Here is a 21,992-nt window from a genome sequence, read left to right on the forward strand (position 1 = left end):
CATGGCTGAACTGGATTTCGCGTTCTTCGAAAACTCGCTGGTGATCCCTGCGAAGGCTGGCCGCTCAATGGCCATCGGGGCATTCAAGGGCGAAGTCGTCATTGCCACGGTGTTCAAGCCGCTCGGCTCGGAAGCCCTGTCGGTGATCTCGATGCGCCTTGCCAGCCGGAAAGAAAGGAGCCTGCTATGACGAACAAGTACAAGCCACTCACCGACGCGGAAGAAGCCGAGATCCAGCGCAAGATTGCCAGCGACCCGGATGCGCCCGAGGCGACCGACGAGCAGCTTGCTCAGGCAAAGCCGTTTGCCGAGGCGTTCCCGGAACTCGCTGCGAGCATGAAGCGCGCCCGAGGCCGACCGAAGGTTGAGGCCCCGAAGGCTGCCGTAACGCTAAGGGTTGATCCTGATACGCTCGCCAGGTTCAAGGCGGCCGGGAAAGATTGGCGCTCTCGAATGAGCGAGGCCCTGGACAAGGCCAAGGTCGGCTAGACCTACCGGCAATTCCGACCAGTGGTATCTCCGCAGATTTGCGGGGTTGTGGGGGTTGCCTGCCCGCTCGCCGGGGCCAGGCATCGGCGGCATGATGCCGGGTCCACGCCTCACTCCACGATCTTCCAGTAAGAGTCCTTGCGGATCACTTTGCCGTCGCGAAACGTGTAGAAGTCACAGCCACGGACTTCCTTTTGAACGCCGTCGCGTGTCGTACCGGTCAGTATCCATTTCGAAATGCCGGTTTTAGCGCTCGAATCGACGAAGTGCTCGCCATTGCCATAGTGGACATCGGGCAGGCCTTCAAAGCGCGATGCCAGCGCCTGCCGTACGCTCGGTTTGCCTTCGAAACGTGCGCCCCATGGCGCGCTTCCCCTTGGCATCTCCAGGATGCAGTCGTCGGCGAACAACGCCATGATGCGATCGAGATCATGCGCGTTGAAAGCGTCGCTTAAGTCAGTCAGTGTCGATCGAATATCCATCGCGCGTCTCCGACCAATCAGAGCCCTTGCGCTGCCCTCGTTCAGCAACGGCTCAGGCAATTGCTGATTATGGTCGGGTTTCGCAGCCAGCGCCATCCATTGGCAGGACTGACGAACAGTCATCCCGCTCGGGTGCAATTTTTTAGCAAAAGGGCCGCCGAAGCAGCCCTTGTCGACGCAATGCGCCATCCTGGTTCCTGTATGCCGTATCAGGTTACCCCAACGCAATCCCGTTCTCGATCACCGGCGGTTAGGTCCGGCTTCTGCGGCTGACCTGCACGGCCCCAAAAGCAAAAACGGCCGCGAAGGCTGAACGAATGCGCGCTTCGCGCGTTGCGGAAAGCAACCATTGAGTGAAGGTGCATTCCGTGACCACAGCATTTCCGCGATTTATCTGTATCCAGCAGCCGAGTGGATCGTGGCAGGTCTGGGACAATGCCGAAGATCAGCCCGCTACTCTTGGCAATGGCGTCCTTGTCGAGCGTTCGTTTGCAAGCGCGACGTCTGCGTGCTCGATCTTGAACCGGATCTATGACGGCGACCTTCAGCTCAAGTTTGCCTTGTCCCGTACTGGGTCCCGTAGGGGCCCGACATCTGGCCGGTGAAGCGTTCCAGCTCATGAGTTGATGGCCTTGGCGGCCGGCAGGCGGCCGGCCCGCACGCCACAAGCGGACGTTCGCGCCGCTTGATTTTGGCAGGCATGGATATGCCACTCGCGAACGCTAAGTCGATGTAGGAAACAACGTTCGAACTCGATGCGGCAGACCTAGATGCTCAGCGGCGGCTCTGTCGAGCTTACCCGCTTTGTCAGAGATATCAGAAGTTTAGTGATGCCTAATTTAGACATCCTTATGGACCAGCGTCGAGCAGATAGATTTCATTAAGTAATTTGGAGAAACGAGGCTACTTGTTCTTGTCAGGAAACAGCGACTGATATCAAGATCGAATCTCAGGCAGTGCATGCAGGGAACTGGAATAATGCAATTTTGCGCAGGCGGGCGCGTACCGGGCACCAAATCAATCAATAAAAACCAGCTTTTTTCGAGCATCTGCATTACCGCCTTGGCTATGGGCATCTCGCTTCCAACAGCACGGGCGGCGAACTTCGTGGTCTCGAACCAAACGGAGCTCTATCAGGCGATCGCTGACGCCCAGGCACATGGCGATGTGACGTCGACCATCACCCTGACGTCCAGTTTCCAGATCACCAGCCCCCCTCCCGTGATCGCCGAAAAGGCGCTCATCATCGAGACGGGCGCCAACACGCTCTCTTACAGTGCAGCTGCCCGTTTCGACATAGCGAGTGGCGCGAGCCTGACGCTCTCAGGCCAGATCCAGGGTACTGGCAGCCTGAACACGGGGTTGCTTTCGAAGGTCGGCGGGGGCGAACTCATCATCAACCAGGCCACTGGTTCCGGCATTACGACAATCAGCATCAACGATGGACACACGCTCGTCTCTGGCGGCAGCGAGGTCACATTCGGCTCCTCCGCCGGCGCAACCGTGTCGCAATTGGATATCGCCGGCGGGGTCGGCCAAGTGGCGAGCCTGACGGTATCGGGTCAGGGCACCCGGCTGGTCGCGACGGGAACCGACCCGAATGACTTGAGCGGCGGCGCCGGAAGCCAATCGACCCTGACCATTGAGGATGGAGCCGTCTACACCACGACGCGGGCCATAAGAGTTCACACGACAAGTTCGCAGGGTACCGCCACCGTCAACGTGCAAGGTGAAGGTTCGACGCTGGAAGCCGCGTCCTTCATCTCGACCAACGGCACAAGTTACATCAATGTCCTCGACGGCGGCTTGGTCGACATCAGCGGCGCCACCTCCTTCGGCGGCGCCGGAAATGCCAGCTGGTACACAGCACAAGTGATGGCGCAGGTGTCCGGCGAGGGCTCCAGATGGGACTCTGGCGTCATAGCCATGTACCGCGGCTCGCTTTCGATCCTGGGCGGCGGCGTCATGACCGGGACGACCGTGAACATCGCGACCGTTCCGGGCAACGTGGTGCCCAACTTCAACGTTGTCGTTTCCGGCGAAGGGTCTGAACTCAGCGGAACCGCTATCAACCTGGGAACCACCGGTACCGGCGTCATGACCATTGCCGACGAGGGCAGGGTGGTCGTGAATGGAGGTGGCTCGGCGCTGGTGATGGGCGGCCTCGATCCGGACAGCAACGCCACGCTGAACATCGGCGGAGCGGTTGGCACGGCCGCAACTGCCGCCGGAACGCTTGTGGCGTCGTCGGTCACGCTCGCCGCGAGCGCCGAGATCAATTTCAACCATACCGAAACCGGCTATGTCTTCGACATCCCGGTCAACGGCAGCGGCGCCATCAACCAGACCGCCGGGCGCACCATTTTCAACGCCAATCAAACGGGGTTCACCGGCCTTGCCAGCGTTTATGGCGGCACGCTCGAGGCGAACGGCATCCTCGGCGGCATCATGGACGTCCAAGGAGGCACTCTTGCCGGCATTGGCTCGGTCGGCGACACCCGGAATTTCGCCGGCGGGACGATCGCTCCCGGGATCAACGGCATCGGCACGCTGACCATCGACGGCAACTACACGGGAAATGGCGGCATCCTTCAGATCGAGGCCGTCCTCGGCAACGACTCATCGCCGACCGATCTTCTCGCCATCACCGGAGACTCGATCCTTGGGACCGGCGCGACCCGAATCTTCGTGACCAATCTCGGCGGATCTGGGGCTGAAACGACGGGCGACGGCATCAAGATCGTCGATGCGGCGGGCGTATCCGCCGCCGACGCCTTCGTGCTCGGCGCTCCAGCGATCGGCGGGGCCCATCTCTACGGCCTCTTCCAGAACGGTATCGCCGATCCCACAGACGGCGACTGGTACCTGCGCATGACCGATACCCTCGCGCCGAACGTGCCCGTCTACGAGAACTATCCGATCGTCTTGCTCGGCCTGACCGAACTGCCAACGCTGCAACAGCGTGTCGGCGACCGCTACTGGCCTGGGGCAAGCGAAGTGGCTGATACCGCCAGGGGGGACACCGGTCCACGCAATTTCTGGACGCGGATCGAAGGTGCGCACGGCCATGTCGAAGGGGATTCGACGGCGGCCGCCTCCTATGACAGCAACCGTTATCTGGTGCAGGCAGGCATAGACGGCCTGCTCGCCGAAAACAGCGCAGGCATGCTGATTGGCGGCATCAACGCGCAATTTGGCCGGGTCAACGCCGACATCCGCTCCAGCCTCGGCAACGGCACCAATTCGACCGACTCCTATGGCGGCGGCGCGACGCTGACCTGGTATGGCAGCAATGGCGTCTATGTCGACGGCCAGGCCTCGGTTAGTCGCCTGTCGAGCAAACTTGCCGCCGAGACTGTCGGCAAGCTCGTCGACGACAACAAAGGCCTTGGCTATGCCTTCAGCATCGAAGCCGGCCGCAAGGTCGCCGTAAGCGGCAACTGGTCGGTGACCCCGCAGGCACAGCTTGCCTACGCCTCCGTCGACATTGACGCGTTCGCCGATCCGTTCGGCGCCAAGGTGTCGCTGGTGAGTGGCGACAGCCTGAAAGGACGGATTGGCGTTGCCTTGAACTATGACGCAGGCAGCAGCGTGAGCGGCAGCCATGTCTACGGCATCGCCAATCTCACCTACGAATTCCTGGATGGGACGGCCGTCGACGTGGCGGGTACCAAGGTCGCGTTCGAACCCGATTCCTTCGGCGCGGAACTCGGCATTGGCGGCACCTACCGCTGGGCTGGAGGCAAATACGCCCTGTACGGCGAAGCGCTGGCCTCCACCAGCTTCGAGGGCAGCTACGGCTTCAAGGGTACCGTCGGGTTCAGCACCGCGTTCTAGAGCAATTCCAGGAAAAGTGCGTAGTGGTTTTCCCTAGGAATTGCGCAAAAACAAGGGGATAGAGCGATTCCGCGATTCGAGGAAAAGCGGAAATGCTCTAGATTCCAAGGAAACGCGTTGGCCCGCCGCTGACCACGACGGGCACCTTTTGGATTGGCTGAGGAAGGGCCCGACATCCGGCCGGTGAAGCGTTCCAGCTTATGAGGCGATGGCCCTGGCGGCCGGAGCGCTTGGGGCCGGAACGCCTGGGCAGGCCACGCCAGGCTGGTACCCTGCCCCACCGTGCTGAAACGGAACCTTACGCCACACCGCATGTTGTCTCAGGTAAGGAGACAAACCATGCCGCACGAACAGGAAATAACGCCCCGCAAGCCGGCGCGAAACTATCGCGATCCCAATGACAGCGTCAGCAAAAAGGATGACAGCGTCAGCCAAAAAGCCGCTGAGAACAGCAAACCCGCCGACAAATACGGCAACACCGAGCCTGTCGACGAGACCAACGAAAAGACCCGTCACGCCGACGGCCAAAACCCGCCAAATACTGACCGGCCTAACCCCGATCGGCCGAGCCCCGATCGGCCTGACCCCGACCGGCCTAACCCCGACCGGCCTAACATTGAAAAGCCAGGTGGCAGCGAACAACCGGGATACCGCATGAAGCGAGCGCGCTTCTGGCAATCATGACGACGTGAACCGCGCCTTCGACCTGCATCGACCACAAACGCGAAAAGGGCTGCCGAAGCAGCCCCCAGCCGGCGGCACATTGTCGACGCACTGCGCCATGTTGGTTTGTGGATGCCAGATCAGGTTACCCCAACGCAATCCCGTTTCCTGGCCCGTTTTCTGGCCCGTTCGCTTGGCCCGCTTGCTTGGCCCGTTTGCTTGGCCCGTTCCGCTGGCCCGTTCGCAAGCCCCTAAACCAACGGGCCTGTGAACCGGAGACTGCGGCGCGATGCGCGGCGGCCCGTGGTGCGCGGTCAGCTATTCACATTCGTCGCAGTCGGCCACGCCGCGCGCCATCGGGCTCAGTCCTGTAACCCCGTCCCTGGCCAGGAACCGCTTGACGAAATTGATGGTCGCCGGCGACACTTTCACCGCTTCGCTTGCGACTGGCGTCGCGGCCATCGTGCCGGCCCAGCCATGGCCGGAGCGACGAAGCCCGTCAAACAACTGATCCCCCGACGTCAGCCCTTCAGCCTGGGAAAGTGCGGCGGCGGCGGAAGCCAGCACGCGCACCTGAATGCCTTGTTGCCTGCAGGCCTCGACAAACTCGTCCGCCCGGCCACTTTCCACGATCGCCTGGTAGGCATCGGCAAGCCGCCGCATCGGCACCGTCAGGTGCTTGCGTCCTCTTGCCAGAACCAGATCGTCGTCATGTCTGAAACGTTGAACCATGCCCCTCTCCCCAGCAGCTATTCGATCAACCTGTCGATGGCCGAAGCCTTCCGCTCTTCGCGGGATTCACGCTTTGCATCGGCGATCGCACTCAGCGAACGCTGGACGGCAATCAGATTGCCTCGCGCCCGCTGGTCGTTGGGGTCAAATGGCAAGGTCAGGCCGACAACGACCTTGTGCTTGTCGATGCGTTCGCCCGACAAGGTGATGTCGGCGCCCTTGATCCGCAGCGCCTGGCTGATCGGCTCCAGCTCGACCTTGGGTGAAACCGACCCGGACACGGTGGTGGTGAACTCGATCGTATCGACGAGCGTCGGTATGTCGGGCGCCGTGTCGGGCCCGACCAGGTTTGCCGACTGGTTCAGGCTGATGAATGTCGCCAGCGTCTCGCGCAGGCCGATCGAGCCCGATATGGGATATTGCCAGTTGGTCCCCTTGCGCACCTCGCTGCAGAACCGCTCCGGCATCTGCGTTGCCAGAAACAGGAAAGTGTCGGCGCTGCGAAACGTGCGGGTATTCTGCCGCTCGAGATTGTTGTCGGCCCTGAAGCCGATGGTAAGCGGACCTGTCGAGAAGCCGCGGCCCAGGCCGATGCCGCCGCCGACCTTGTTCTTTTCGGTGATGTCGAAGGTGAAGTCGTAGCCGATCGCGCCCTGGTCATAGCGTTCAAAGACCCTTCGCGTCGCCTCGTCCAGCTTTCTGAAATCCATTCCGACAAAGTCGGCCGGGTTCTTCTTCAAATGCTCCGACAATATCGGCTGATATTCGGCAAGCGAACTTGTCGCAAATGCCCTGATGGCATCGCGCGCTTCACACCTGATCTGCTGAACAATGGCATAGCTGGTCAGGCCGGTTACATCGCTCGGAACAGGTTTTGTCGCACAGCCAGTCAATACGACGCACAACAAACCTGCCCCGCACATCAAAGACGTGCGATACACTTTTATCCCCCAAATTGAATTCCCCGCGGGGATATATTCACAGAATCTTAACCATGTCCAGATGCCCGCGAATCTGTACAGTATTGAACTTATTCTTCACAACATGCGCGCACTACACCAAGCAGCCCTGCAATGGCGCAGTTGATCTCTCCGCCCGGGCAGAGCTTCGGACGCGGCACCACAGGCCCGGCAAATGCGTCGGCATCGCGAAGGCTGACCCGGCACCGTGCGCCGGCGCAGGTGCAGGTGCAGGTGAAACATGACAGCTGGCAGCTTCGCGCCTGATTGCGGACGCTTGCGGTCGCGGGAAGCTAGACAGCAGCCGTTCGTGATCTAGACTGCTCAAGCGGAAGTGAAGGCCTGTGGACGGTGTCTTCCGCCAGTACCTTTGATTTCGACGGCCTGCCGGCACTGTGACACCGTCGCCAGAATGGACCGGCGTCGGCGCGAAGGTCTTTAGAGAGCTTCGCGTCTTTTGGACGGTGAAGAGATATCCTCATGCGGATCGCCATCTTCGTGCCTGCAGACGTGCATTCTCTGGAACTTGCCGGGCTCATGGACGTGTTCGCCGAGGCGAACGCCCGTGCGGGCAAGACTGTCTATGATGTTGCCGTCGTCGCGGAAGATGATCGCACGATCCGCTGTGCGTCAGGCCTGAGAGTGTTGCCCGACAGCGCCTTCGATACGTACCCGAATGCCCCCGACACATTGCTGGTAGCCGGCAGCGTCGGCGTTCCTCACCGCCCGGGCAGGCAAGTTGTCGACTGGTTGGCAAACACGGCCCCCCATACGCGACGCTACGGCTCCGTGTGCACAGGGGCATTCGTACTTGGCGAAGCTGGCCTGCTCACAGGCCGGCGTGTTGCCACGCACTGGCAGTTTGCGTCTTTGCTTGCCGAGCGCTTCCCCGAGGCGCGGGTGGAAGGCGACCGGGTTTTTGTCCGTGATGGCGCGATGATCACGTCGGCCGGGTCCAGCGCGGCGATCGATCTCGGCCTTTCCCTCGTCGAGGAGGACCTCGGCCGGGAAGTGGCACTCTTCGTCGCCCGCCGGCTGGTTGTGTTTCTGAAGCGACCAGGTGATCAGTCGCAATTCAGCGTGCACCTGGCGGCACAGGCGATCGACCGCAGCCGGCTCTATAACGTCCAGCAGTATGTCCTGAACCATCCTGCCGCGGACCTCTCGGTCACCACCTTGGCAAGGATAGCCGCGATGAGCGCGCGCAACTTCACGCGCGTTTTCTCGCAGGAGGTCGGGTTATCGCCATCCCTCTATGTCGAGCTGACGCGCCTGGACGTTGCACGCTTCCTCCTGGAAGGAAGCCGGCTTTCGATCGCATCGATTGCCGAGAAAAGTGGTTTTGGGTCGGCGGGCGCCATGCGCCGTGCGTTCCTTGCGCATGTCGGCGTGACGCCGTCCGACTACCGCGATCGCTTCCGGACCTCCGGGAATGGAGCAAGGGGCAGTTTGTCCGAAAACGGCTCACGCTTGTCCTGAAACCGCCTCGGCTGCGGGTTGCCTCCCATCAGGTCGCCGTCCATGGCTTGTGTCATGGAAGACTTCACCAAACTCATGCCGTCGGACTTTGCCAAGCGGGCATCGAGCATGTCCAACGGTGGGCTTCTCAGCTCCAGCGCGGTCAGATCAATCCTTCCCACGTTGGTCGAGGGACTGACCGACGGGATCGTGATCGCCCAGCCTTTGGGCGCCAATGCGCCTTTGCTCTACGTAAACAAGTCCTTCGAACGCCTGACGGGATACACTCGCAATGAGGTGATTGGAAAAGACTGCCGCTACCTGCAGGGCAGTCAACGTGACCAACCCGAGATTGCCCACATCCGCGCTGCGATCCAGGCGGCGGAACCTGTGGACGCGACACTGCGCAACTATCGCAAGGACGGGTCGGCGTTCTGGAACAGTCTCAGTCTCAGACCTGCGTGGGTCGGCGACGAGCTGCTCTACCTCGGCATCCTGCGCGACGTGTCGGCGATACGGCAGGCGCATCTCGCCCTTGATCGCGTCGCAAACCTGGACGGCACAACGGGTTGTCTGAACCGTCAATCCTTCATCCTGGCTGCCGAAGCACGCTTCGCAAAGGACGCCACGGCAACGCTTCTGGTTGTGAAGCTGGATGTGATCGGCTTTCACGACCTCAACACCGGATACGGTTTCGAGATCGGCGATGCCATTCTTTCCGAAACCGGGCGACGGCTGCGGGAGGTCGGCGCTGCACTGGTGGCCCGGATGGGTGCGAATGAGTTCGCCCTGGCTTTCGAACTCCCTGACGAAGCGGGTGCCAGGTCCATCGTGACACTGGTGTCCGCTGCACTTGCCACGGATTTCGTGGTGGCAGGCGCCAATGTCTCACTGCGTTTCGCTATCGGCTATGCGATCGGCCATACTGGGGGCAGCGCCATTTCAGTGATCCGCAATGCCGGGACCGCCCTGTGGGCGGGCAAGTCTGACCCGCTGGGTGGTCCGCGTCAGTTTCGGAACGCGGACTACGAGGAGGCCCGCCGTCGTGTGCGAATGACACGCGAGTTGAAGGTCGCGGTCGCAAACGACGAATTCGTCTATCACTTCCAACCCCAGGTCGACCTGCTCACCGGTGAGTGGCTCGGCGCGGAAGCGCTGATCCGCTGGAACCATCCCCTGTTCGGCAGCCAGCTCCCCGGCAGCTTCATCGAGACCGCGGAGCGATCAGGGCTGCTGCTTGATCTGACCGAACCAAGCCTGACCACCGTCGCGACGTTTGCCCGGCGCGTCAACGCACACCGCAACAAGGCACTTCGCTTTTCGGTCAACGTGTCCGCGGCGGAATTTTTGAAGCACGACATGGCCGAAATGCTCGACCGGGTCCTGCAACGGACCGGCGCCGAGCCGGGCTGGCTGACCCTGGAGATCACGGAGAGCATGTTCCTCAATGACACGCCCGGTGTGATGGACGCATTCGAGCGGCTGCGGCAGATCGGCGTCGGCCTCTCCGTAGACGATTTCGGCACGGGCTATTCGAATCTGCGCTCGCTTGAAACGTTTCCGGTAACCGAGATCAAGATAGACCGCACCTTTGTCAAAGAACTCGCCACGAGCCCCTCAAAGATGGTGATTGTCCGGGCCATCGTCGATCTGGGGCGCGCCTTTGGGCTGACGGTGGTCGCGGAGGGCGTCGAGACAGAGGTCCAGCGCGCAATGCTTTGCGAACTGGGATGTCCCGTTGGCCAAGGCTACCTGTTCGGCACCCCCACCGACGCAGAAGGCTTCGCCGCCAGCTTGGCACGGATTGGGAGCGGGGCAACGGACGCCGCCTAAGGGCAGTTGAAGTTGACCCTGACGCGCTTCGTGCCAATGACCCTGACGCGCTTCGGGCCAAGAAGCCTTTCGGTGCTTGAAATGCAGTCATGTCTGGTCTCACGCCATCAAGGCCTCGGTGCTCGCCAAAGCCAGTTCGGCGGCGTTCTGCAGGCACTGTCGCACCGCTGCATTCCGCGCGATGTTCGTCCGGTCCGCCCTAGGTTCCAAGCTGGACCCGTGCATGTCGATTGGCACAACCATATGTCGAAGCCGCCACCTGCCAAAACCTAGAAGTTGACAACTCGCTAGCGTTGTCCTACATGTCCCATATCGATATTTGCTTGCTGAGCTTTGGTTACCGCGCGTTTGGCACCGCGCCCTGAACGAACCTTTTCTTTCAAAAATCGCTATCACGACCCGCAGCGCTCTCCGGCGTTGTGGTCCCACTTTTGCTATGAAAGGGTTCATCATGACCACTGGCACCGTTAAATGGTTTAATTCCACCAAAGGCTTCGGCTTCATCCAGCCTGACAATGGCGGCGCGGATGCGTTCGTTCACATCTCTGCTGTCGAGCGCGCCGGAATGCGCGAACTCGTCGAAGGCCAGAAGATCGGCTTCGAGATGGAGCGTGACAACAAGTCCGGCAAGATGTCTGCCTGCAATCTGCAGGCCGCCTAAGCCATCCAGTATCTGTCTCTCCGTTGACCACGGATGTACTGGCACTGTGAGAGCATGATACCGATCAAGGTCAGGCAGTCCGCCTGACCTTTTTTATTGCCGCGCTGCATAGGCGGCCTCCCAAACGGAAAAACCATTGTTTCAGACACACAGCAAATCTCGCCAACAGGCAGAGATTGCCTTCAGCCGTGCGCAATCGCAATTCGTCGCACGCAACACCGCCGTCGAGGCGGTGGACGTCCTCGTTCGCTCGCGCGAGGAAAAGACGCTCCGGCTGCGTCAAGCGCGCCTTGCAAAGGAACTGCACGATCGTGCAGGGGCGACCGCGATCGATCTTGGCCAGGACGCCAAGGCGAACTGACAGCACCTGTTACGACATAGGTCTGACGCGTGCGCGCCCTCATCTGCGCGTTATCTGGCAGTTGCTCAAACCCGCAAGACAATGTCGAAGGGCAAGCCCCCTAAAGGAACCTCCATGGCAGAAGATACCAATGAAATTCACGCGATCAACACCGCCTGGCAGATAGCGATCCAGGAGGTCCTGCGCATGGTCATCCGTGACATGTATCGCTCAGGCGGCGAGGTTGCCTTCATGGGGCATATCAAGCGCATAGAAGAAGCCGCTGTCGACAGCATCTACACGGACCTGAGACTGCGCGGCACGGACGACTGGACGAATATGCTCGTCAAGGAAAAGGCGAGCAATTTCGTTACAACCTTGCTGACATCGTTCACATTTGACCGGGCATAATCCTGGCCTGGCCAGCGCGCCGCCAGGCACCCGTAAACAAGGTCCAGGGTCGTCTTCGCCAATTGGCATCATAGACCCTCTCCACGGCCGCGCCGGTGTCCGATACAGGCACTCATGTCAGCGGCGTGCCCTCATCAACTTCGGTGCCTGCAAACCGACGCAGGTCAAAGCCGAAGGCAGGCCTTCGACACAGCCTCACCTTTAACAACACGATCGGATTCACCCCGATGCTGGTCGCTGGACCAGCGTATCTGCACACCGCAAAACCGGCCGGTTGCCGAGCCCGGTGCAAAAAGCGAGTGCGGATCCGACGAGCGGCGCAACCGCCCAGCTTTCCTGCGAAGCCTCTTCCGGCCCCGGTGGCACCGGCCTGCCGGGCATTGGCGCAGAGATTTCCATGGCAAGGCGACCTGGGATCGGCTCGGCCATCCCGCCGGCCTTGGTGGGCGATTGTCCTATTCCCAGCCGTGGTGAGGAGGCGTGCATGCGGTCTCGGACGAGACGTCACGCCCAGCCCCCGCCGTCAACCGCTATCGCAGTGCTTGGCTCCGATACCGAAGCACCTTCCTGGTCGTGTGGACAAGACCTTGCAGCAGGCGGCGATTGCGGCCCTGTCAGCAAGAAGGCTCAACTGCGGGTCCAATCGAAACCTCGCTCGCAAGCAGGCGGGCCATGGCGTCGGCGATCGTATGGTCATCATAGGGTTTGGAGAACAACCTGCTCCCCATGGGCAGATTGCTTTCTTCGAGAATTGTGGCGCCGGATGCGACGATCAACTTTACAGGCGGCCATCGCTCGCGGATGTAATGGCAAAGCTTGATGCCATCCATCGTCCCCGGCATCTGGACATCGGTGAACACAAGATCGATATCGGATCGCGATTCCATGATGCGGATTGCCTCGTCCGCATCGCGCGCCTCAAGCGCTTCGTAGCCCGCGGAGAGCACCAGATCGACGGCGCCCATCCGGATGATCGCGCTATCTTCGACGACAAGGACGACCGCTATGCCGTTATTCATGGCTCACTCGGGTAATGAAGGGGAGCCTCGCAGGCTGCATGGTATAGCGCTTCAGAAGCGGTTCGGTTCCTATGCAGCAGCAGAAAGGTCGGTTTGCAGGCCAGCACTTTCCCGGTGGCTGACTGTCACGACGGTGCCGGGACGTGCATCGCTCAACTGAATTTCGCCCTTCAGGTTCTTTGCGAGCGCCTCGACAATGCCAGTCCCCAGTCCCGCCTTGGGTGCATCGCTACCTACCGGTATGCCTATGCCGTTGTCGGCAACCGAAAGCGTCCAGTCACTGCCCGACGAGCGATAGTCGGTCACGATCGTGCCCGATCGCTCATCGGGAAAGGCGTGCTTGAGGGCGTTGATCACCAGTTCCGTCACGATAAGCCCCAAGCTCACGGAGACGTCCGCTTCCACGGCGCTGTCGTCGACCGTGACCTGTATCGAAAGCCGGCCAGGATCAGCTATCATCGACGCGCCAAGGCTTTGGCAAAGCTGAGTCAAATAGCTGCGCAGTTCAACGTTGCCGCCCGTGGATGTCGACAGTTGCCTTTGCAAGGCGGCAATCGACATGACCCGGTGATGGGCGTTTTGAAGGTGCCCGCGCACTTCTTCCGACTGAACCCGACGTGCGCTCTGCATGAGAACACTTGCGATGATCTGGAGGCTGTTTGCCACCCGATGCTGGACCTCCTGCAGCAGGATCGCCTTGTCGCGAAGGAGATCGTCCTTCAATCGAGTTTCGGCGCGCGCATCGGTCACGTCGGTCACGGCCAAAAGCAGGCGGATATGATCGATCTCGCCGTCGTCAAGCGTTCGCGCATTGACGACCAATTGCCGTGTTTTGTGGTTTGGCCGCCTGAGTTCGATTTCGTAGGCTTCGATATGCGCGCTGCCTGAAGCGGTAGCCTTCAGCAGTGACGCAAGCTTGGGCATCGCCCATTCGCCGTTGCCAAGGTCGCTGAGGCGTCTTCCGGGCACTGTCGCGGGGTCGATTTCGAAGGCCCGGCAGAACGATGCACTCGCTGCAATGACCTTCTGGTCGTCGGACAGGAAAAGCAACGGTTCGTTAGATGATACCACGACGGCAAGAGTACTCGCCGCTTCAAAATGAACAGTCGGGGTCTTTGGCATGATGTGGCCCTCAAGGGCCGAAGACTCACGGAGCAAGTCATCACTCGGCAGGAACGCCGCCGAGCAGGAAAGGCAAGCTCGACCAACACACACTAGCATGCTTGATGTGTAGCGGCGTCATATTAGTTATCGCGGCTGCCATCGTCGCGGCGAGGCCCGATCGACAGCGAGTGCCCGCCAGCGTGCAAAATTCCCTCTTCCCGCCCTCCACGCTCCACGCTGTATGAAATGAATGGCCGAGGCTGTTCGAGACCTCGGTCATACTTGAATTGATGTCAGCTATCGCTTTCTGGTGGGCGCAAGCTACCTGTCCGCCAGCGGCCCCACTCCAGTCCTTGATTACCTGCGACCCCAGTCGACGGCGTGCGCACCAGCCGGCAGGAGGCCCGTTCCGTTCACCAAGGGGGGGGCACCCGATACATCGGATTGAACAACTACAGCGCTCCGCTTGATGCGGTATAGGCAAGTACATTAGCAATCCATGATGAAATAGCTCCGCAGAATTCATGTAATCGGGAGACTTGCATTCCGCAAAGAGCACGTATTAGTTGAGCTGGGGCTAAATTTCGCGTGGGCGGACGTGGATCACATAAATTCGGTGACTGCTGGGATGGACAGCGGCGTCATTTGTCTGGCGCTGATCACGCAGTATTTGCGCCAACCTGCCGATCCCGATGTCATCCGTCACGACCTAGGTCTGAGCGCTGCGAATGCCAGCCGGCAAGACTTGGTGAGAGCTGCCAAGCGGCTGAAGCTCAAGGCGCGGATTGTCCGCCCCGCTAGGGCGCGGCTGGATCGGCTGCCATTGCCGGCGATTGTCGAAAAGTCCGACGGCAGCTTTGCTGTGCTTGCGGCCCTCTCCGCCGACAAGGCGCTGGTCCAGGACCCTCAGGTCGGCCCGCCGCAGGAGATGTCGCGCGCCGACTTCGAGGCCGGCTGGAGTGGCTATGCCATCCTGATCACCAGCCGGGCCTTTGCCGAGGGCTTTTCCAGGCGCTTCGATTTCTCCTGGTTCATTCCCGAAATCATCCGCTATCGCCGGATCTTCGGCGAGGTTCTGCTGGCCTCGTTCTTCGTCCAGCTGCTGGGCCTGATCTCGCCGATCTTCTTCCAGCTGGTGATCGACAAGGTGCTGGTCCACAACGGCCTGACGACGTTGCAGGTGCTGGTCGTCGGACTTGCCGCCATTTCGCTGTTTGAGGTGCTGCTGACGGCTTTGCGCAGCTACATCACCACACACACCACCAGCCGCATCGACGTCGCACTTGGTGCCAAGCTGTTCCACCATCTGCTCGGCCTGCCGATCGCTTATTTCGAGGCACGCCAGACGGGGCAGACGGTGGCCCGTGTCCACGAGCTGGAAACCATCCGCGCCTTCCTGACCGGCTCGGCGCTGACCGTGCTGCTCGATGTGTTGTTCCTGTTCGTCTTCCTCGCCTGATGTGGCTCTACAGCCCGTGGCTGACCTTGATCGTGATCTGCTCGATCCCGGCCTATGTCCTTCTATCGGTGGCTGTCACGCCCGAGTTCCGGCGCCGCATCGACGAGAAGTTCAATCGGGGCGCCGAGAACCAGACCTTCCTTGTCGAATCCATTGTCGGTGTCGAGACGCTGAAGGCGATGGCTGTCGAGCCGCAGATGCAACGGCGCTGGGAAGACCAGCTTGCCGGCTACGTCCATGCCGGCTTCCGCACGGCCAACCTCGCCAACTTCGCCAGCAACAGCGCGCAGTTTATCTCCAAGGCGGTGATTGTTGCCACCATGTGGTTCGGCGCCAAGGCCGTGCTGGCCGGTGATATGACCGTTGGCCAGCTTGTCGCTTTCAATCTGCTGGCGGGGCGTGTCTCCGGGCCGGTGTTGCGGCTCGCCCAGCTGTGGCAGGAGTTGCAGCAGGTCAGGATCTCCGTCGACCGGCTTGGCGACATTCTGAACGCCCCGGCAGAGCTCACCGGTGGCAGCGGGCAGGGTTCGCTGCGCAAGATCGTCGGCAACACCGCCTTCGACCACGTCACTTTCCGTTATCGCCCCGGTGAACGCGAGATCCTCAGCGACGTCTCGTTCCAGGTCGAGCCGGGCGAAATCATCGGCATCGTTGGACCATCTGGTTCAGGCAAGAGCACGGTCGCCAAGCTGCTGCAGCGGCTGCATGTACCGGAGCGCGGTCGGGTGATGGTTGACGGCGTCGACCTGGCGCTGATCGACCCACGCAGCCTGCGCCGCCAGATCGGCGTCGTGCTGCAGGAAAACGTGTTGTTCCGCCGTACGGTGCGGGAAAACATCGCCCTTGCCGATCCAGCCTTGCCGCTCGACCGCATCATCGAAGCGGCAAAGCTGTCGGGTGCGCATGAGTTCATCCTCAAGCTCAAGTCAGGCTACGATACGGTGCTCGAAGAGCGCGGCGCCAATCTGTCGGGCGGCCAGCGCCAGCGTGTCGCCATTGCCCGTGCGCTGGTCACCAATCCGCGCATCCTGATCTTCGACGAGGCGACCAGCGCGCTCGACTATGAATCCGAATACGTCATCCAGCAGAACATGCGCCGCATGGCGCAAGGGCGCACGGTGTTCATCATCGCCCACCGCCTCGCCGCCCTTCGTGATGCGACCCGCATCCTGACCATCGAGGCGGGGCGCCTGACTGAACAAGGCACCCACGACGAACTTCTCCAGCGCGACGGCCGCTACGCCCAGCTCTACAGGCTGCAGGCCGAGCACCGTCCGATTGCGGCGGAGTAGACCGATATGGGGCGCTACTGGGATGCGGTGAAGGCAGGCATAGCGCAGGACAAGGGCAACAAGCGGCCTGCGCTCAACCGCGATGAGCGCGAATTCCAGGCGGCGGCCATCGAAATCCTCGAGACGCCGGCGTCGCCCGCGGCGCGGATCTTTGTCGGCCTGATCATCGTTTTTGCCATTGGCGCTTTGACCTGGTCGTGGTTCGGCCGTGTCGAGACCACGGCCAGCATCCAGGGCAAGATCGTTCCGGTCGGCAAGGTGCAGGTCATCGAGCCGCTGATCGCCGGGCGGGTCAAGGCTATTCACGCCAAAGCAGGCGATCACGTCGAGGCGGGCGATAGGCTGATCGAGCTCGATCCCGCCGAGCAAGTGGCCGAACGGCAAAAGCTTGCCGGTGGCCTGGCTGCGGCGGAGGTATCGGCCGCCCGTCTCAAAGCGATCCTTGAGGCGGTCGCCAATGGCACCGAAGCCCGGCAAGCAACATTTGCCGCACCACCCAGCGCAACATTGCCCACAGTCGAATTGCAGTTGGCGCAGATGCGGCAGTCGCTGTCTGCCTATCAAGCAGAACAGGCGAGCTTTGAGGCCGACGTCGCCCAGAAGCAGGTCGAGATCGAGCAGGGCCGCAAGACACTGACCGAGCGACAAAAACTGGTCAGCCTCAGCGGACAACGTCTTGGCATCTATGTCGAGTTGGAAAAGCGTGGCGTTGGCGTAAAATCGGAAACGATCAATGCCCGCCAGAGCGAGCAAGACCAGTTGATGGCGGTGGTGAATGAAAGCGGTCGCCTTGCCGAGCTGGAGGCGACGGTGAAATCGCTTGCCGCGCGCAAGCGTGAACGGCGCGAAGCCTATCTTGACCGCATGACCAGCGAACTGATCGAGGTCGACCGCACCATCGGCATCCTGCGCCAGGATCTGGCCAAGGCCGAGCTGTTTGAGCGGGCAAGCATCCTTGCGTCGCCCGTCGCCGGCCGCGTCCAGCAGGTCGAGGTCGCAACGTTGGGTGATGTCGTGCAGAGCGGACAGCAGCTGATGGTCGTGGTTCCCGACGGCACCGCGCTCGAGATCGAGGCGATGCTGCTCAATAAGGACAAGGGCTTTGTCCGCGAGGGGCAGGATACCAGGATCAAGCTCGAGGCCTTCCCGTTCACACGCTACGGCACGCTAAACGGCAAAGTGGCGACCGTCTCCAACGATGCCATTCCCGTTGGCGCATCGGTCAATGCTGGTGGTGGCGGCGTAGCGCAAGGAGCCGCTGGTCCGCTGGTTTTCCCGGTCCGCATAACGCTTGACCGGTCGTCAATTCGTGTTGATGGTCAAGACGTAGCACTCACTCCAGGCATGTCGGTAACCGCTGAGATCAAGACTGGCAGTCGCCGTGTCATCGAGTTCCTACTCGACCCCCTGATAGAAGCCAAAGATGAGGCGTTTCATGAAAGATAGCACCTTGTCACACGGATATTTGATGTCGACTTTGTTAAAGATATTCTTTGTATGGCATTTGCCTGCCATTTTAATATTTTTAACTCCTTATATTTCTTTCCAGTTTGATTTTACATCGCATCATTTTCTTATAAGTATAGTTAAGTTTATTGCGCCACGCATCATGTGCGATGCTGAATACATATCAGTGCACACGCCATTTAATTCGCAATCATATATATATGCGTTTTCGACAGGGCTCATCGTGACGATTGTTTTTTCCTTTGTATTAATATTTTTAGCTTTTAGAAACCGTGATTATGCCAAAGGAATTTACGTTGATAAGTTTAGGAACAATATTAGACCATTCGCAAGGTCATTTTTATCTGTTGTTATTGGTTTTGCAATCTACTTCTCTCTCTCTTTTCTTGGTAATGCCTACAATGACGGCGGCAACTGCTCATGGTTTAATGACATGCGCGTCCTTTCGGGTTTGGAAATTATGAAGACTATGCTCCTCATAGGAGGGCTTCAGGCAGGGATATACTTTTGTGTATACGTAACGACAATATCCCAATCGACAATAATAAATCAACAGTAATTCAGTCACTATACAAAACCGGGGATAGGCAATGTCGAGTTCAAGCGGAACAGACCCTTTAGACTATCGAGTCGAATATTATACAAGGAGCGACTTATTTTCAGATGCTCTTCTTGGCGCCTCGGGACTTACGTTTGACTACGCTGCTAGCAAGGAGGGCGTGAAAGCTTTTGCCACCGCCATGTCCCGATCCGGTGCCTTTGTACTTACGCCAGTTGCTCTGGCGCTTGAACTGCCAGGTTACATTGAAGCCTACAATTCAATCTCCCCTAGGGAGGCCATCGCCATCGAGGCTGCAGGCACCGTGGGACGAGTGGTAGGTGGCACGGCTGGCTATGTTGCGGGCGGCGCTGCTTTTGGCATTCCTTCGGTGGCTCTCGGCGCGGCTGGTCAATGGGCACTGGGGCAAATACTGGAAAATGGGATGCGCGCATTAATTGAATGGTCGCATATCGATGGACCATATCCTGACTATCCTTGGACACCTGCTGGCAACTCACCTTATGGGCTACCCGATCGGTTCGACCCGAACCCATATCAAAAAATGGACCCCGCATTGGGGGTTGCGGTCAGAAGTGGCTACACTGGCCTCAATACGGGCTACGACACTCCATCAGAGCTGAACGCTCGAAATCGCGGAGCGAAAGCGCCAAGCTTCCGCGAGGCGGAACTCGCCAGCATGGATGCCCTCAAGGACCTTCAGAACGGCATGACCGGCGGGAAGTTGCCGGGCAAGGACAAGGATGACCGCGACTTAGCGCGCGCGCCGTCGGTCAGCGGTATTTCGCCCAACGGCAGGATTTCCGAATCTACTCAAGCCGAGCGCACCCGTCGCGAGAACGGAATGACAGGCGGCAGGCTTCCCGGCAAGGATAAGGACGACTACGACATAAGCGGGCCAAGCCGTACTTCGAAAGACTCTCGCGCTACCGACCGCTCAGGAAGCCTGGGCGGGAGGGGCGATCGCGACACCTCCCGCGATCGTACGCCGAGTGATCGTTCCCCTTCTGATCAACATGGCGGCGGCGGTGGGCGCGAGCGAGCGACACAGGGCGGCAACGGTGGCAGATCACCCAATTCTTCTGGATCGCCTGACGACCGCCAAGACAGGAACAACTCCAAGTCGACAACCTCCAAGTCAACTAGGGATCCAACTAAGGACCACAGAGGCGGTGGTCGGATGACCGCTCCCGTTCTGCTTGACCTGACCGGTAACGGCATCTCAGTCGACACGATCTCGACGTCATCTCAGTTCGTCGATATTGCTGGCGACGGCTACCAACATCGCACAGCATGGGCCGGCAAAGGCACCGGTGTGCTGGTCATCGATGCCGATGGCGACGGTAAGATCAGCCGCTCGAGCGAATTCGTCTTCACCGAGTGGGATCCGACCGCAACGGGCGATCTGGCCGCGATCAAGAGTGTCTTCGACACCAACGGCAATGGCAAGCTCGACGCCGGCGACGCGCGCTGGAATGACTTCAAGGTCATGGTCGATGGCCAACTTGTGACGCTTGCCTCGCTCGGCATCATTTCCATCGATCTGACCCCGACGGGCAGTGGCCAGCGTTTTGATGACGGCTCCGCCGTGACCGGTACGACCACCTACACCAAGTCGGATGGGTCCACCGGAACGGTCGGTGATGCGGTGTTGGTGTCGGACGCCAATGGCTATGTCATCAAGCGCACGACCACCAACAATGCCGACGCTTCGACCACGGTTGCGATCGACGGCTACGACAAGGAAGGCCAGATCGCCTTCCGCAACAGTATTCTCACCAGTGCCGATGGCCTGACCAAGACGACCAAATTCGACGACGACGGCAACGGCACCTGGGACCGCTCGCAGGTCGAGACTCTGCGGCAGGCTGCCCCCTTCCAGGCCGATCCTCCGCCCCAGGCTCCAACCCCGCCCTACACGCCTCCTGTCGGGCCCAACGACATCGCCGGAACGGCTGGGACCGACTATCTCAGCGGCCAACGACGCCATCCCGGTTGGCGCTTCAGTCAATGCCGGCGGTGGCGGGGGAGCGCAAGGCACTGCTGGCCCGTTGGTGTTCCCGGTCCGCATCACGCTGGACCAGTCGTCAATCCGTGCAGACGGCCAGGATGTGGCACTCACGCCAGGCATGTCAGTCACCGCAGAGATCAAGACTGGAAGCCGTCGAGTACTGCAGTTTCTGCTCGATCCCTTGATGGAGGTCAAAGATGAGGCGTTTCATGAAAGGTGAATATCAAGCCAACGCAGAAGCGTGGGTTAACAATAATTCCCTCCAGTTAAATAAATATCAGTTTAGAATAGATGAAATTAGTTACTTGATTGGAAAGATATATTTGACATTCGCCATTGCAATTGTTCTCATTATTGTTGCCAGCTCGGTCGTGAATGCCGCTGATAATTCTCGAAATGCATGGATATCATTCGGATCGACAGTGTCTGACGGAAAGTCTATAATATTTGTAGATCCAAGCGACGGATTTGGAAAGATTAAATCCATCGACATCAATAGTGGAGAGACGCGGGTCGTAAGCGCGCCAGACAAACGATTTCGCTCGGTGCAATCCACCGATGAGCCTGGATCATTTATAGTTGTAGAAAACGTAACTGCAAACAAATCTAGAATTTATAAACTCAACACTAACGACTATTCAATTTCGTACGAAAGTGAGTACGATTTGAATATATCTCGAGCATTTCAAATTGAAGGTGTTTTATGTTTTGTATATTCAAGTGTCACTACGAATAAAGGATATTACGACTTTAAGGTTGAGTGCTCTGACGGAGCTGAATCCGAAAGTATTGTTAATTCGTATGATTATTTAGTATCTGCTGGAGACGGCGCGATATTTGACAATACGACAAGTGGGTCCGCTTACGTAATGTCAAAAGAAAGGGTTGTCGGTATAGCAAAAGTATCGTTAAGCCCATCTTTCGTTTTTAGCTACAATATGCAGAATTTTGTAGTCCAAAGGGATTATCGAAGTGCCTTTGTTTTGAATGACGGAGTTTTGAGTGAATACAGTGGAAAAGTTTTTGATTTGGTAAAACACTTCAATCCGCCGAAAAACTCTAGAATTGTATATGTCGACGATCAAATGATGCTGTACGGGTTCGTAAAGGGCTCAAATGCAGAGATGATCGCATTGGATCGTAGTGGAGAGATTATCAGGTCATTCCAATACTAGTAAATTGAGCTGCGGAAATCGAGCAACAAGATCTTTGGGGG

At 59.3% G+C, this 21,992-nt stretch carries 17 protein-coding genes and 2 pseudogenes; 14 read left to right on the forward strand and 5 right to left on the reverse strand.

Features of this window, described 5'->3' with window-relative positions; all coding sequences use genetic code 11:
* Nucleotide 1 precedes the first annotated feature (1 nt).
* Both IHE39_RS29630 and IHE39_RS29635 read left to right on the forward strand, forming a co-directional pair.
* Nucleotides 2-190 (forward strand): BrnT family toxin, encoded by a 189-nt coding sequence (locus IHE39_RS29630; protein WP_246471367.1) that lies wholly within the window; start codon nt 2-4, stop codon nt 188-190.
* Complete coding sequence (locus IHE39_RS29635; protein WP_184773093.1) at nt 187-489, forward strand: BrnA antitoxin family protein; 303 nt, start codon at nt 187-189, stop codon at nt 487-489. Before IHE39_RS29630 ends, IHE39_RS29635 begins: the two co-directional genes overlap by 4 nt.
* Before the next feature lie 110 nt (nt 490-599).
* Here the strand turns inward: IHE39_RS29635 and IHE39_RS29640 are convergent, their stop codons facing one another.
* A complete protein-coding gene (locus tag IHE39_RS29640) occupies nt 600-1,160 on the reverse strand; it encodes a nuclear transport factor 2 family protein (RefSeq protein ID WP_246485688.1) in 561 nt (186 codons plus the stop codon).
* 771 nt (nt 1,161-1,931) lie between these two features.
* On the opposite strand from IHE39_RS29640, the gene IHE39_RS29645 reads away from it, so the two are divergent.
* Nucleotides 1,932-4,808 carry an autotransporter family protein gene (locus tag IHE39_RS29645; protein ID WP_192569056.1) on the forward strand — a complete coding sequence of 959 codons (2,877 nt, stop codon included), beginning with the start codon at nt 1,932-1,934 and terminating at the stop codon, nt 4,806-4,808.
* A gap of 339 nt (nt 4,809-5,147) precedes the next feature.
* On the forward strand, nt 5,148-5,492 hold the full coding sequence (locus tag IHE39_RS29650) for a hypothetical protein (RefSeq protein ID WP_192569057.1): 345 nt from the start codon (nt 5,148-5,150) through the stop codon (nt 5,490-5,492).
* 297 nt (nt 5,493-5,789) lie between these two features.
* On the opposite strand, the gene IHE39_RS29655 is transcribed toward IHE39_RS29650, so the two are convergent.
* On the reverse strand, nt 5,790-6,203 hold the full coding sequence (locus IHE39_RS29655; protein WP_192569058.1) for a hypothetical protein: 414 nt from the start codon (nt 6,201-6,203) through the stop codon (nt 5,790-5,792).
* 17 nt (nt 6,204-6,220) lie between these two features.
* Nucleotides 6,221-7,126 carry a hypothetical protein gene (locus IHE39_RS29660; protein WP_491844523.1) on the reverse strand — a complete coding sequence of 302 codons (906 nt, stop codon included), beginning with the start codon at nt 7,124-7,126 and terminating at the stop codon, nt 6,221-6,223.
* A 516-nt stretch (nt 7,127-7,642) separates the two neighbouring features.
* Between IHE39_RS29660 and IHE39_RS29665 the strand changes: the two genes are divergently transcribed.
* From IHE39_RS29665 to IHE39_RS29685, 5 genes are all read left to right on the forward strand, one after another.
* On the forward strand, nt 7,643-8,641 hold the full coding sequence (locus IHE39_RS29665) for a GlxA family transcriptional regulator (RefSeq protein ID WP_192569059.1): 999 nt from the start codon (nt 7,643-7,645) through the stop codon (nt 8,639-8,641).
* Nucleotides 8,642-8,695: 54 nt separating this feature from the next.
* Entirely contained in the window at nt 8,696-10,453 is a 1,758-nt protein-coding gene (locus IHE39_RS29670) for a putative bifunctional diguanylate cyclase/phosphodiesterase (protein ID WP_246471346.1), read from the forward strand.
* A 451-nt stretch (nt 10,454-10,904) separates the two neighbouring features.
* On the forward strand, nt 10,905-11,114 hold the full coding sequence (locus IHE39_RS29675; protein ID WP_067966826.1) for a cold-shock protein: 210 nt from the start codon (nt 10,905-10,907) through the stop codon (nt 11,112-11,114).
* 136 nt (nt 11,115-11,250) lie between these two features.
* Nucleotides 11,251-11,475, forward strand: a complete 225-nt coding sequence (locus IHE39_RS29680) for a hypothetical protein (protein ID WP_192569060.1) — start codon at nt 11,251-11,253, stop codon at nt 11,473-11,475.
* A 114-nt stretch (nt 11,476-11,589) separates the two neighbouring features.
* Nucleotides 11,590-11,865, forward strand: a complete 276-nt coding sequence (locus IHE39_RS29685; protein ID WP_184773075.1) for a hypothetical protein — start codon at nt 11,590-11,592, stop codon at nt 11,863-11,865.
* A 614-nt stretch (nt 11,866-12,479) separates the two neighbouring features.
* Here the strand turns inward: IHE39_RS29685 and IHE39_RS29690 are convergent.
* On the reverse strand, nt 12,480-12,884 hold the full coding sequence (locus IHE39_RS29690) for a response regulator (RefSeq protein WP_192569061.1): 405 nt from the start codon (nt 12,882-12,884) through the stop codon (nt 12,480-12,482).
* A 69-nt stretch (nt 12,885-12,953) separates the two neighbouring features.
* A complete protein-coding gene (locus IHE39_RS29695) occupies nt 12,954-14,006 on the reverse strand; it encodes a sensor histidine kinase (protein ID WP_192569062.1) in 1,053 nt (350 codons plus the stop codon).
* A 610-nt stretch (nt 14,007-14,616) separates the two neighbouring features.
* Here IHE39_RS29695 and IHE39_RS29700 point away from each other — a divergent pair.
* From IHE39_RS29700 to IHE39_RS29720, 5 genes and pseudogenes are all read left to right on the forward strand, one after another.
* Nucleotides 14,617-16,739 (forward strand): annotated as a pseudogene (locus IHE39_RS29700) (type I secretion system permease/ATPase).
* A 6-nt stretch (nt 16,740-16,745) separates the two neighbouring features.
* Complete coding sequence (locus tag IHE39_RS29705) at nt 16,746-18,185, forward strand: HlyD family type I secretion periplasmic adaptor subunit (RefSeq protein ID WP_192569063.1); 1,440 nt, start codon at nt 16,746-16,748, stop codon at nt 18,183-18,185.
* A complete protein-coding gene (locus tag IHE39_RS29710) occupies nt 18,175-18,765 on the forward strand; it encodes a hypothetical protein (RefSeq protein WP_192569064.1) in 591 nt (196 codons plus the stop codon). The genes IHE39_RS29705 and IHE39_RS29710 overlap by 11 nt, the downstream gene beginning before the upstream one ends.
* Nucleotides 18,766-19,945: 1,180 nt before the next feature.
* A pseudogene (locus IHE39_RS31300) lies at nt 19,946-20,359 on the forward strand (SPM autocatalytic domain-containing protein); the annotation flags it as partial.
* A gap of 626 nt (nt 20,360-20,985) precedes the next feature.
* On the forward strand, nt 20,986-21,951 hold the full coding sequence (locus IHE39_RS29720) for a TolB-like translocation protein (protein ID WP_192569066.1): 966 nt from the start codon (nt 20,986-20,988) through the stop codon (nt 21,949-21,951).
* The last annotated feature ends 41 nt before the right edge of the window (nt 21,952-21,992 follow it).

The sequence above is a fragment of the Aminobacter carboxidus genome (assembly GCF_014863355.1).
Classification (GTDB): Bacteria; Pseudomonadota; Alphaproteobacteria; order Rhizobiales; family Rhizobiaceae; genus Aminobacter; species Aminobacter carboxidus.